This is a genomic window from Mesorhizobium sp. M8A.F.Ca.ET.021.01.1.1 (genome assembly GCF_003998025.1).
Taxonomy (GTDB): domain Bacteria; phylum Pseudomonadota; class Alphaproteobacteria; order Rhizobiales; family Rhizobiaceae; genus Mesorhizobium.
In genome coordinates, this window is sequence record NZ_RZSJ01000133.1 from 1 (window position 1) to 12,229 (window position 12,229).

Sequence of the window (12,229 nt, forward strand, 5' to 3'; positions counted from 1 at the left end):
TCTCATTTGATGGTGACGGCGAAAAAGTGATCGCCGCCGGGTCGCCCAGCCGTCAGACTTCGTGCAGGTAGAGGTGATAGTCCAGTTCACTGACCGTGCGGGCCACGCGCAGGTATTCGGACTGCTTGATCGCAACGAAGGTGCGGTGCAGGTCCTCGCCGAGCGCGCCCTTTAGGAAACTGGACGCCCTGGCCGCTTCGATTGCCGCGCGCCAATCGGCTGGCATCGTCGTACGGGTGACGGCAGCCTCATAGCCATTGCCGGTCGTTTCGGGGCCCGGATCGAGCCCTTCGTCGAGGCCTTTGACGATGCCGGCGAGCACCGTCGCGGCGATCAGATAGGGATTGGCGTCGACGCCGGACGGCCGGTGCTCGATGCGCCGGTTTTTCGCATCGCCCGCCGGCACGCGCAGCGCCACCGAGCGGTTGTTGACGCCCCAGGTCGGCGCCACCGGTGCGTAGGATTGCGAGACGAAGCGGCGCCAGGAATTGGCGTGCGGCGCAAACACCAGCATCGATTCCGCCATGGTCTGGATCAGGCCGCCAAGGCCACGCAGCAGCGGCAGCGACCAGTTCTCGCCGGTGGCTTCCGAAAAGACGTTTCGGCCATCCTTGTCCTGCAGCGACACGTGGAAATGCATGCCGGAGCCGGCATATTTCTCGATCGGCTTGGCCATGAAGCAGGCGGTGACACCGTGACGGCGCGCCTGCGCCCGCACCAGCCGCTTCAGCATGACCAGATCGTCGGCCGCCCGCATCACGTCCTTGCGGTAGTTCAGCGTCAGCTCGTACTGGCCAGGCGCATATTCCGAGATCACCGTCTCGGCCGGAATGCCTTGCGCCTTGGCGGCGGCGTAAATGTCGGAGAACAGCGGCTCCATGCCATGCAGATGGTCGACGGAATAGACTTCGGTCTTGCCCGAGACGCGGCCATCGAGCACCGCGCGCGCCGGCTGCACCTTGCCATCGGCATCACGCTCATTGGCCAGCAGAAAAAACTCGAGTTCGAAGGCGCCGGCCGGATGGAGGCCCTTGGCAGCCAGTATATCGACCTGCCGGGCGAGCGCCAGCCGCGGGTCCGACGACATTGGCTGGCCGTCGAGATGATACATAGCCATCAGCACCTGGCCGCGCGGCGGATTCGTACCGTAAAGCGGCACCAGCGTGCCGGGAATTGGCCAGGCCCGGAGATCGCCGTCGCCGCTGTCCCAGATCAGCCCGGTTTCGTGCACATCCTCGCCGGTGATGTCGAGGCCGAGGATGGAGATCGGCATATGCCGGCCGCCTTCGAAAATGCTTTTCAGCTCGTGCCGGCGCACGATCTTGCCGCGCCCGACGCCATTGGCGTCGGTCAGCACGATATCGAAGGCCTCGATCTCGGGATGGGCGTCGAGGAAGGCTTGCGCCTCGGTGGGCGTCGAGCCCGAAGGTGAAGTCATGATGGAACTCGGGTTGGCTTGAGGGGCTTGTCTCATGCCGCAAGCTTTGCCGCAACCGCTCCAAAGGCGCTGATCAGCCGGTTGACCTGGGCACCTGACGTCGCCGGCGAGATCAGCATCATGTTGTGGAAGGGTGCGATCAGCACGCCGCGATTGACCAGCGCGACATGGATGGCGGCTTCGAGTTCCGGCGCATGCGCACCCTCCGCCTCGGCGCCATTGCGCAGCGGACCGGGCGCGCAGATGAACTCGACACGGGCCCCGACACGGGCGACATGCCAGGGCAGGCGGTAACGGTCGATCACGCCGGTCAGCCCGGCATCGAGCCGGCGCGCCAGATGATCCATGCGGTCGTAATTCTCCTGCGTCATCACCTCCTCGAGCGTGGCGCGCATGGCGGCGAACTGCAGCGGGTTGGCCGACAGCGTCGTGCCCATGCCGGAATAGCCAGGCTCTTTCGTCCTGTTGTAGTCGGCATAGCGCGAAGCGACTTCATGGCTCATGCCCCAGACGCTCGCCGGCACGCCGCCGGCAATCGGCTTGCCCAGAACGAACAAGTCCGGCTCCAGCCCATATTTCCTGGTGTAACCGCCCGGGCCGGTCGAGATCGTATGCGTCTCGTCGATCAAAAGCAGCGTGCCGGCAGCACGGGTCAACTGTCGCAGCGCCTCGTGGTAGCCGGGATCGGCAAGCACCATGCAGGAATTGGTCAGCACCGGTTCGGCGATGACGCAAGCGACATCCCTGTCGTTGAGCGCGGCTTCCAGTGCGGCGACATCGTTGAACTCGATGACCTTGGCCATACGGGTCAGGTCGCGGAATTCGCCCGCCAGTCCTGGCCGGTTGACCTGGATACCGTCGATCAGCCGCACCATCGTCTCGTCCACCGAGCCGTGATAGCAGCCGTTGAAGACCAGGATTTTCTCCCGTCCAGTGATGGCGCGGGCGACGCGCAGCGCGAAGCGGTTGGCGTCGGTCGCCGTCGTCGCGATCTGCCAGAACGGCAGGCCGAAGCGCTGCTGCAGCAGCGGTCCGATGGCCAGCGCATCTTCGGATGGCAGCATATAGGTCAGGCCGCGCCCGGCCTGGCGGCGAATGGCGCGTGCCACTGCCAGCGGCGAGTGGCCGAACATCGAGCCGGTGTCGCCGAGGCAGAAATCGTCGAGCCTGTTGCCGTCCACGTCGGTGATCGTGGCGCCCCTGGCGCTGTCCACCAGGATCGGAAACGGCGTCGGCCAGTCATTCATCCAGTGCATTGGCACGCCGCCGAAGAAGCCGGGCAGGCCGTTGCCGACCTTGGCCTGCGATTTCGGCCGCGCCTTGCGGAAGGCAGCCCCTTCCGTCTCACGCAAGTGCGCGATGCGGTCGCGGCTGATGCCGCCGATGGTCTTTGAACTATCGCTGCTGTGCATGAAAACCCCTCTGGCTCATTCCTCTTAGCCAATCCACCTCCGCAACGGCAATTGGCCGTGCGTCTGTTCTGCATTGGCTCAGCCTTGGCCGGCGGCGCTTGACGCTCCGTGCGAAGTCGGCGCCAATGTGGACGGTAATTGGGCAAGGGAAATGCGGACGATCATCTGCGTGACGATACTGTTCCTGTCGACCGGTACGGCGTTCGCCACCGGCGGCATCTGGTGCTCCGTCGATGATCCACTGGTCAAATTCCAGGTCGATGCCGGCGTCACCACCGGGATGGGCGGCCCGACCTTCAATTTTCGCGGTGATCTCGAAATCAAGGCAAGGCCCGCCGGCGATCAGCTGCGAAAGACCATTTTTGAGAACTCCAACCTCACCCAGTACTGGCTGGACAACAAGGAACTGCGGCTGAACATCTACCGCGAGCAGGAGGTGGCCAAGACCTACAGTTCGGTCGAACTGACGATCCTGACCAAGGCCAGCGACGAAGGCGTCTATGATGGAAACTACAAGCTCGCCGTCTATGACAGCACGGCCGACAAGGACAGCGATGGCAAGCCGGTCGATCTGACCGGCAAGGTTTCCTGCGGCGCCGAGTAATCCGCTGGTTCGAAACTAGGCAGTGATGTCGATGACGCCGCAGTCGCCGGCGGCACTGCCGAAGGCGACGCGGCGTTCTTCCTTGTCCCACATCATCGCGGTGATGGCGCCCTTGCCCGGGCGCCGCAAAAGCACTTCCTTGGCGTCGGAAAAGCGCACGGCCATAACCATGCCGTCATCATAGCCGACGGCGACGACATCCTGGCTCGGGTGGCAAGCAACCGCCGTCACCATGGCGTTGCCGCGCGTGCCGAGTTCCAGCGGCGCCTTGCCCATCGGCCCGTCCTTGGCCGAAAACGGCCAGACGATCGCCGCCGGCGCGCCGGAACTGGCCAGCCACTTGCCTTTGACGCTCCACGACAGGCTTTTGACCTTGCCGGGATAGCCGCTCATGCGCATGTGCTTGCCGTCGGCGAGCTTCCAGCCATGCAGGGCGTTTTCCTGCATGGTGGTGACCAGAAAGGTGCCGTCCGGCGAGAAGGTGATGCCGGTGTGGGCGCCGGCCCATTCGAGCTCCACCGGCTTGCCTTCGGCGGCCGGGAAATGCAGCGTCGCGCCATTGTAGCGGGCGACGCCGAAGCGCATCCCCTTGGGCGAGAAGGCCAGCCCCTCGACCGAGCGCGGATGGGCAAATTCCCGGATCTTGCCATCGGCGAAGCGCACGAAGGCCGTCTTTCCCGTGGCATAGGCGATGGCGCCTTGCGGCCCGGCGGCAACGCTGGTGATCCATTTCTTGCCGGCGCTCGCCACCTCCCGGGTCTCACCTCCGGCTTTCACGGCAAACACCTTGCCGTCCTCGCCGCCGGTGATCAGCCGGTCGTTTGCCGCGTCATGGAAGGCCGCGAGCAGCCCGTCATTGGCCTGTACAGTCTTGTGGCCATTGTCGAGCCGGTGGATAGCGCCATCGGCCAGCGCGAAATGCGGCACATCGCCAAGGAAGACGGCGGCGACGCAATGGCCTTCGAGATCGAGCGGGGCGACTGTGGGCATGATTATCTTTGTTCAGCTAGATGACAGTACAGAGGCGGCTTACTCGACGTTTGCGGTTCCGGCAACCGGAGGATCAGCGAAGTGCGAGAGGCTGTCATCAAAGCAGCCCCTTCGCCCGCAGATCGGTTGCGAACGTCGCCAATGGCATCACCAGGGTCAGATTCGATCCTTGGAGGCGCTCGGCTCCGTAGCTGGCATACCATCTTGCGGCCCGCTCGCTCTTGGCATCGATCATGAGCAGGATTCCGCCACCTTCGCCGGCCAGTCGCAAGCAGCGCAATGCCGCGGCGGCAAGCAGCTGACTTCCGAGCCCCTGTCCGGCGACTCTGCGGTCGGTCGCCAGCCGGGCAAGTTTGAAGCCGGAAACCTCGTGCCGCGCCAAACCTCTCGTCATCGCCTCGGGCACGGCTTCATGAGCAACGGCTGAAGGTGCGATCGTATAGAAGCCGAGGATCTGCTCCAAAGCCGCATCGTCGATCGCACAGAAGGTCTTGGCGGCATTTTGTTCGTGGCTTTGCCGCGCGTACCGCCGCAGAAAATCGTTCATCTGCGCATCGCCGCAATCGAACGAGGCCCGATCATGGCGTTTCGCGATCGGCTCCTCGTGCCAGGACGGAAGTGTCACAGAGTATCCGGCAAGGCCGCGATCGCCGCTCGGAGCTTGGCATTTGGTTTCGGCGGGTTCTCCAACAGGTCGAGTATACGTGTGAAATCGCGGTCGGATACTTTCGCAACCTCGGCTGCTTCGATTACCGCCTGTGCTTCGGGAACCACCTTGTTGAGAATGAAGTCGGTAACGTCCTGATGAGACAGTGCGGCAGCGCGCGCGATCATCGCCTTCTGCGCAGGCGCGATGCGGATTTGATAGCGCTCAGTTTTATTGTCTGCCGACCTGGGCATCGGAAATCTCCTCAAACTCATGTACACATCCTATGTGTACATGAAGTCGACATCAACCCTTCAAGATCATCAATACGACTTTACGATGCCTGGCAGGCGTCAAAGCTCTTCTTCAGCCGTTCGGCGTCGAGTTCGCGGCCGATGAACACCAGCCGGCTCTCATGCTTTTCGCCGTCTTTCCAGGCCCGCTGGTGGTCGCCCTCGATGATCATGTGCACGCCCTGGATGACATAGCGCTCGTCATCGCCCTTGAGCGCGATGATGCCTTTCAGCCGCAGGATGTTGGGGCCTTCCATCTGAGTGATCTTCTCGATCCACGGGAAGAATTTCTTCGGGTCCATTTCGCCGCCGCGCAGCGACACCGACTGCACCGTCACGTCATGGATATCGGACGGATGCGCGTGATGGTGGTGGTCGTGCCCATCGTGGTCGTGATGATGATGGTCGTGATCATGATCATGATCATGGTCATGGTCATGGTGATCATGGTCGTCATGCGCCTCGAGAAAATGCGGGTCGTTTTCCAGCGCCCTGGACAGGTCGAAGGCACCGCGGTCGAGCACTTCCGACAGCGCCACGCCGGCGCGTGTCGTGCGGTGGATCCTGGCTGCCGGATTGATGGCGCGGATCGTTGCCTCGACCTTGGCGAGTTCTTCGGGGGTGACGAGGTCGGTCTTGTTGAGCACGACGACGTCGGCGAAGGCGATCTGGTCCTCGGCCTCCTTGGAATCCTTGAGCCGCAGCGGCAGGTGCTTGGCGTCGACCAGCGCCACCACGGCATCGAGCTTGGTCTTGGAGCGCACGTCGTCGTCCATGAAGAAGGTCTGCGCCACCGGCACCGGATCGGCGAGCCCGGTGGTTTCGACGACGATGGCGTCGAAGCGGCCGGGTCGCCGCATCAGGCCTTCGACGACGCGGATCAGGTCGCCGCGCACCGTGCAGCAGACGCAGCCATTGTTCATCTCGTAGATTTCCTCATCGGATTCCACGATCAGCTCGTTATCGATGCCGATCTCGCCGAATTCGTTGACGATGACGGCGTAGCGTTTGCCGTGGTTCTCCGACAGGATGCGGTTGAGCAGCGTAGTCTTGCCGGCGCCGAGATAGCCGGTGAGAACGGTTACGGGAATCTGCGTCTGTGCGTCGCTCATGGCTTGCCTCGAAATGACTGGGCCCTGAAATCCAGGCCGCGAAAAGGGATTGTCGGTTCCATATAGGATGTGCGCCGGGTTTTTGCACGGGCAAACCATGGGCCAAAGTTGCCGGCTGGGATTCGTCCTGACATCGTGGCCGCGAAAAGCCATCGCCGCCCCGGCGATGGAAGATCAAGACGACGTCCTGTCCGGGGGCCGCCGGTCGTGGGATCGCAGCCGCAGCGAATCCGTTCCCCGCCAAACTCGTTTGTCATCTAACTGAAATAAACATCTGGCATCACCACGGCGGACACCGCAATGCTTGCCGGCAAAGCTGTTTCGAATGCCGGAATCTTTCGATCGTCGATTGCCAACCGGCCGGCTGCGTCTATGCTGTGCGCACCGGTACGGCCGAAGAGGGATGACCATGGCCAAGGCGGACAAGACTGCAACGATGAGCCGGCTGCATTCAGCGGCAAGGCTGGCAAGGACCGCGCTGGCGGCACGGCTCCTGGCGCATGGCTTCTACGCCGGCCAGGACCAGATCATGCTGGCGCTGGACCGTGAGGACGGCCAGACACCGGGCAATCTCGCCGGGCGTCTCGGCGTGCGCCCGCCGACCATCACCAAGACCATCAACCGGCTGCAGGCGCAGGGTTTTCTGGAAAAACGCGCGTCGGAATCCGATGCCCGCCAGGCGCATATCTTCCTCACCGATACCGGCCGTGAAACCATCCGCGCCATCGAGAAGTCGGTGAAGAAGACCGAAAAGCAAGCGTTGAAAGGCCTCGACAAGAAGGACCAGAAGGCGCTGTTCAAGCTGCTCGCCCGCATCGAGGCCAACCTCTCCAATGAGGAACTGGTGCTGATCGACGACGACGCCGAGTCGGACGACTGATCTCTTCGGCAATCAGGCTGCCGCGGCAGCTCCATGGATCAAGGACGACCAGCGTCCCGGTGTCATGCCGAACGCTTTCTTGAATTGCCTGTTGAAGTGGCTCTGGTCGCTGAAGCCGGCTTCGATCGCGATCTGCGCCAAGGGCTCGCCGGCGGCGATCATCCTGCGCGCGCGCTGAAGCCGGCGCATCACCAGGAAACGATGCGGACTGGTCGAGAAGGCCGTGCGGAAATGTCTCGACAGGGCATAGCGGTCGAGACCCGTGACGGCTTCCAACTCGCCAGAGCGCACGGGCCGGTCGAGGTTTTCCGTCAGATACTCGCGCGCCAGCGTCGCGGCCCGCCGCGCCGTCCCGGCTATCGGCTTTGCCGGCTGGCCGCCATGCCGGGCCAGGCTTTGCATCAGCTGCGCCAGAAAGTCGTCGACGAACAGCTCGTCGAGTTCCTGCTCCAACGGCCCGAGCGCCGAAAACAGCGTCGCGCAGAAGGCATCGTCCGTCACCACCCCGTCCCTGACGAACGGCAGCGCCGCGCCGCCGAGACAGTCGAGCATCAGTGACGGCTCGAGATAGAGCATTCTGTAGCGCAGGCCTTCCTCGGTGCCCGCGCCGCCATCGTGCAATTCGTCGGGATGCAGCACGATGACCTGGCCAGGCAGGCTCAGCCGTGCCGCGCCACGATAGCGGAAGGTCTGCACGCCGCGCAGCGTCACCCCGATCGCATAGGTGTCGTGGCGATGCGGATCGAAGGCGCTGCCGTGAAACCGGGCCTCGATGCGCTCCATCCCGGCGGGATCGGGAGCCGAGATGATGCAGTTTTCAGCGGCATCTGCGCACAAACGTCCAAGACCCTCGAAGGCCTGGCTGCCTAGATCGTGCAACATCGTCTCCTTCACAGCCTCGCTATCGGGGCCTAACCTCGAATGGCCATTTTGTCATGTTCGATACGAAATTTGCAATCGTACTGCGAGAAGACTTGCCCGTCTGGCAGAAACTCAACGTCACCGCCTTCCTGACCAGCGGCATCGTCGCGCAATTCCCCGACATCATCGGCGAGCCCTATCGCGACCGCGCCGGCAATCTCTACAATCCGCTGTCGATCCAGCCGGTTATCGTGCTCTCGGCCGACCAGGCGACGCTCGGTGCGATCCACCGGCGTGTGCTGGAACGCGGCGTGACGACTTCGCTCTATGTCGAGGAGATGTTTTCCACCGGCTTCGACGCCGCCAACCGCGCCGTGTTTGCCGAATTCGCGCCCGAAGATGCCAAGGTGGTCGGCATCGCGCTGCGCGCCGAGAAGAAGGTTGTCGACAAGATCACCAAGGGCGCCCGAATGCACACATAGCGCCCGCGGACTAAGCCTGACGGCGGCTGTTGTTGTACCAGCGACCCCAGGCGCGGCAGCGGGCGACAATTGGCTTGCCGGCAAGCGACAATTCCCGCAAAGGTGGGCTCCAGCCCAGCTTTTCCCCGGCCTGCACGTGAATCCTTCCCAAAGACAGTCAGAAAGCGCGACGCCGCCGGTGGCGATCCTGTGCATGCTGACCACCTATGTCTTCTTCACCTTCCTCGACACCTCAAGCAAATATCTCGTCCTGGCCGGCGTCTCCGTCCTGATCGTCGCCTGGGTGCGCTTTGCCGTGCATGTCGTGCTGGTTGGGGCGCTGCTGCGGGGCTGGCGCGAGCCGGCGCGGTTTCGCCCGGTCAACCTGCCGGCGCATGTGATCCGTGGCGCCTTCCTGTTCGGCTCGACCATGTTCAACGTCCTGGCGCTGCGGTCCCTGCAACTGGCCGAGACGACGTCAATCTATTTCTTCGGGCCGATGGTGATCACCGCCCTTGCCGGCCCGCTGCTCGGCGAATGGGCCGGCTGGCGGAGGTGGCTGGCGATCCTGGCCGCTTTCGCCGGGGTTTTGATCATCACGAGGCCAGGTGTCGGCGTTTTCGGCATCGGACACCTCTTTGCGCTCGGCTCGATGCTGTCGAACTGCTTCTATGTCATCATGACGCGACGCATGTCGGCCACCGAGACCTCGGAAAGCCTGATCCTGTTCTCGGCGCTGGCGCCGGCGGTGCTGCTGTTGCCCATGCTGCCGTTTTCCTTCTCTCTGCCGCACGATGGCTGGCACTGGTTCGTCTTGCTCATGCTCGGCGTGTTCGGCGGCGTCGGCCACTGGCTGCTGGTCCAGGCCTATCGGCGGGCAACGACCACGGCGCTCGCCCCCTATCCCTATTCGCAGATGGTGTGGATGATCCTTTCCGGCTGGCTTGTCTTCAAGCAGTTCCCCGACCGCTGGACGCTGGTCGGCGCCGCCATCATCGTCGCCAGCGGCCTCTACATCGTCCATCGCGAACACCGGCTTCGGCTGCGCAGCCGCGCCGCCTCGGATGTCGAGGCCGAGGCGCTGGCAAAAAAACTTTGATTTGGCCCCGATCGATGGCATAAGGCCGCCCTTAAACAGTTTAAAAAACGACGGGGAGCGAAAGCCTGGCACAGAAGATCAAGCTGTCGACGATCGCGGATGCGCTTGGCGTGTCCACGGCCACCGTGTCGCTGGCACTGCGCGACAGCCCGCTGGTTGCCGGCTCGACGCGCGACCGCATCAAGGAACATGCGCGCGCCATCGGCTATATCTACAACCGCCGCGCCGCCAGCCTGCGCACCTCGCGCTCGGGCATTGTCGGTGTCGTCGTGCACGACATCATGAACCCGTTCTTCGCCGAGATCCTGCGCTCGATCGAGAGCGAGCTCGACCGCAGCCGGCAGACCTTCATCCTGTCCAATCACTATGATCAGCTCGAAAAGCAGCGCACCTTCATCGATACGCTGCTGCAACTCGGCGCCGACGGCGTCATCATGTCACCGGCCATCGGCACGCCCGCGTCCGACATCGTCATGGCCGAGGAGAACGGCCTGCCGGCGGTGCTGATCGCACGCACCGTCGAGGGCGCCGACGTGCCGGTGTTTCGCGGCGACGACTCTTATGGAACAGGCCTCGCCACCAACCATCTGATCTCGCTCGGCCACAAGCGCATCGCCATGATCGGCGGCACCGATCAGACCTCGACCGGCCGCGATCGCTACCAGGGCTATGTCAACGCCATGGAGGCGGCGGGGCTCGAAGTCAGATCGTCCTGGCGCATCGCCGGCCCGCGCACCAAGCAGGCGGGCTTCGAGGCGGCCGGGCAATTCCTGGCGCTGAAGGACAGGCCGACCGCCGCCTGCTGCTGGAACGACCTCGTCGCCATCGGCCTGATGAACGGCATTGCGCGCGCCGGCCTGGTGCCGGGCATCGACATCTCCGTCACCGGCTATGACGATCTCGAGGAGGCGGCGATCGCCACGCCGGCGCTGACCACCGTCTGGAACGGCCAGCGCGAGGTTGGCCGCCGCGCCGCCAGCGCGCTGCTCGACAAGCTCAACGGTCAGACGGTGCGGCCCTCGCAGGAATTGATCAAGCCGGAACTGCATGTGCGCCAGTCGACCGGCAAGCCGGTGGAGCGTGCATGACCAGGGCCGAAGATCTGCAAGCCGTTGCCATTCTGGTGCCATCGGATTTCAGCGGCCATGCCGCCGATCGCATCGACCGGACATTCAGGCGCGTCGGCATCGAGCGGGCCGATCCGGCGCTGGTCACCGAGGAGATGCGCCGCGCCGTACGTGGCGTCGCTTCCTTTGCCGGCATCAGCGCGGCGATGATGGATGCGTTGCCAAATCTCGAACTCATCGCCTCTTTCGGCGTCGGCTACGATTCCGTCGATGTCGGCCATGCGGCGGCGAAGAACATCATGGTCACCAACACGCCCGACGTGCTGACCGAGGAGGTCGCCGACACCGCGATCGGGCTGCTGATCAACACGGTGCGCGACCTGCCGCGCGCCGAGACCTGGCTGCGTGACGGCAACTGGATGCGCAAGGGCAACTATCCGCTGAGCCGGCTCACCTTGCGCGCGCGCCGCGTCGGCATTTTCGGCATGGGCCGCATCGGGCAGGCCATTGCCGGGCGGCTGGAGGCCTTCGGCCTGCCGGTCGCTTACCACAACCGGCGTCGTGTCGAAGCCCTTGCCTACCAGTACCATCCGACGTTGAAGGGCTTGGCCGAGGCGGTCGATACGCTGATTTCGGTGGCGCCCGGCGGAGCTTCGACGCAGAAAGCGGTCAATGCCGAGATCCTGTCGGCACTCGGCGCGAATGGCGTCTTCGTCAACATCGGCCGCGGCAGCACGGTCGACGAAGCGGCCCTCGCGGCCGCCCTTGCCGACGGCACCATTGCCGCCGCCGGGCTCGATGTCTTCGCCGACGAGCCGAATGTTCCCAAGGCGTTGCTCGACTTGCCAAACACCTCTCTGCTGCCGCATGTCGGCTCGGCTTCGGAGCACACACGCCGCGCCATGGCCGATCTCTGCGTCGACAATCTGGTGTCCTGGTTCACCGAGCGCCGGGCGCTGACGCCGGTGCCGGAGACGGTCAATGTGAAGGCTCGCCCTTGAGCGGTCGGGCTGCCATATTTATTAACGTCTGCTTAACCCTTTGAAATCATTCTTCACCCTGTCTGTATGCATGGGTGAAGATCAGTATGAAGGCGCTTTCCGCGGTAATCGCAGCCGCAGCCTTGGTTGGCGGCGTTCAACTGTTTCATGACGGCAATGGCGAAAGCGTCGCCCTAGAGGCTACGCCGTCCAACACCTACAGGCTGGTCGCCAATGGCGACGAGGGGGCTTGCGCGGTCACGCGCGGCGCCTCGGTCTCGGATGGTCTGTCGCTGTTGACCGTGGCTCCGAATTGCCGACGGCTCCTGCCAGGCATCGAGCAGGTGAAATTCTGGCGCCAGCAAAACGACGGAACGGTCGCCATC

The 12,229-nt window shown here is 63.8% G+C and carries 14 protein-coding genes; 7 read left to right on the forward strand and 7 right to left on the reverse strand.

Translation table 11 applies throughout. From position 1 onward, the window contains the following. Nucleotides 1–52: 52 nt before the first annotated feature. Nucleotides 53–1,438 carry a glutamine synthetase family protein gene (locus tag EOA36_RS13150; protein WP_127278010.1) on the reverse strand — a complete coding sequence of 462 codons (1,386 nt, stop codon included), beginning with the start codon at nucleotides 1,436–1,438 and terminating at the stop codon, nucleotides 53–55. Nucleotides 1,439–1,470: 32 nt separating this feature from the next. Further along, a complete protein-coding gene (locus EOA36_RS13155) occupies nucleotides 1,471–2,850 on the reverse strand; it encodes an aspartate aminotransferase family protein (RefSeq protein WP_127278011.1) in 1,380 nt (459 codons plus the stop codon). A 151-nt stretch (nucleotides 2,851–3,001) separates the two neighbouring features. Between EOA36_RS13155 and EOA36_RS13160 the strand changes: the two genes are divergently transcribed. Beyond that, the gene (locus EOA36_RS13160) at nucleotides 3,002–3,454 is read left to right on the forward strand and encodes a hypothetical protein (RefSeq protein WP_127278012.1); all 453 of its coding nucleotides are present in this window, start codon (nucleotides 3,002–3,004) and stop codon (nucleotides 3,452–3,454) included. 15 nt (nucleotides 3,455–3,469) lie between these two features. Here EOA36_RS13160 and EOA36_RS13165 read toward each other — a convergent pair whose 3' ends face one another. From EOA36_RS13165 to EOA36_RS13180, 4 genes are all read right to left on the reverse strand, one after another. Further along, nucleotides 3,470–4,444, reverse strand: a complete 975-nt coding sequence (locus tag EOA36_RS13165) for a WD40 repeat domain-containing protein (protein ID WP_127278013.1) — start codon at nucleotides 4,442–4,444, stop codon at nucleotides 3,470–3,472. 97 nt (nucleotides 4,445–4,541) lie between these two features. Further along, nucleotides 4,542–5,069, reverse strand: a complete 528-nt coding sequence (locus EOA36_RS13170; RefSeq protein ID WP_127278014.1) for a GNAT family N-acetyltransferase — start codon at nucleotides 5,067–5,069, stop codon at nucleotides 4,542–4,544. Next, nucleotides 5,066–5,344 carry a DUF1778 domain-containing protein gene (locus tag EOA36_RS13175; RefSeq protein ID WP_027142795.1) on the reverse strand — a complete coding sequence of 93 codons (279 nt, stop codon included), beginning with the start codon at nucleotides 5,342–5,344 and terminating at the stop codon, nucleotides 5,066–5,068. The genes EOA36_RS13170 and EOA36_RS13175 overlap by 4 nt, the downstream gene beginning before the upstream one ends. 80 nt (nucleotides 5,345–5,424) lie before the next feature. Further along, the gene (locus EOA36_RS13180; protein ID WP_127278015.1) at nucleotides 5,425–6,495 is read right to left on the reverse strand and encodes a GTP-binding protein; all 1,071 of its coding nucleotides are present in this window, start codon (nucleotides 6,493–6,495) and stop codon (nucleotides 5,425–5,427) included. A 409-nt stretch (nucleotides 6,496–6,904) separates the two neighbouring features. Between EOA36_RS13180 and EOA36_RS13185 the strand changes: the two genes are divergently transcribed. Then, on the forward strand, nucleotides 6,905–7,375 hold the full coding sequence (locus EOA36_RS13185) for a MarR family winged helix-turn-helix transcriptional regulator (RefSeq protein ID WP_127278016.1): 471 nt from the start codon (nucleotides 6,905–6,907) through the stop codon (nucleotides 7,373–7,375). A 12-nt stretch (nucleotides 7,376–7,387) separates the two neighbouring features. Here EOA36_RS13185 and EOA36_RS13190 read toward each other — a convergent pair whose 3' ends face one another. Beyond that, nucleotides 7,388–8,257 (reverse strand): AraC family transcriptional regulator, encoded by an 870-nt coding sequence (locus EOA36_RS13190; protein ID WP_127278017.1) that lies wholly within the window; start codon nucleotides 8,255–8,257, stop codon nucleotides 7,388–7,390. Nucleotides 8,258–8,310: 53 nt separating this feature from the next. Between EOA36_RS13190 and EOA36_RS13195 the strand changes: the two genes are divergently transcribed. The 5 genes from EOA36_RS13195 to EOA36_RS13215 form a co-directional block, all read left to right on the forward strand. After that, entirely contained in the window at nucleotides 8,311–8,718 is a 408-nt protein-coding gene (locus EOA36_RS13195) for a DUF2000 family protein (RefSeq protein WP_127278018.1), read from the forward strand. Nucleotides 8,719–8,911: 193 nt separating this feature from the next. Then, a complete protein-coding gene (locus EOA36_RS13200) occupies nucleotides 8,912–9,796 on the forward strand; it encodes a DMT family transporter (protein WP_167531481.1) in 885 nt (294 codons plus the stop codon). A 65-nt stretch (nucleotides 9,797–9,861) separates the two neighbouring features. Beyond that, complete coding sequence (locus tag EOA36_RS13205; RefSeq protein WP_127278020.1) at nucleotides 9,862–10,884, forward strand: LacI family DNA-binding transcriptional regulator; 1,023 nt, start codon at nucleotides 9,862–9,864, stop codon at nucleotides 10,882–10,884. After that, nucleotides 10,881–11,864, forward strand: a complete 984-nt coding sequence (locus EOA36_RS13210) for a 2-hydroxyacid dehydrogenase (protein ID WP_127278021.1) — start codon at nucleotides 10,881–10,883, stop codon at nucleotides 11,862–11,864. The genes EOA36_RS13205 and EOA36_RS13210 overlap by 4 nt, the downstream gene beginning before the upstream one ends. Nucleotides 11,865–11,950: 86 nt before the next feature. Next, nucleotides 11,951–12,229 (forward strand): hypothetical protein (locus tag EOA36_RS13215; RefSeq protein WP_127278022.1); only part of this gene is annotated, 279 nt, incomplete at its 3' end.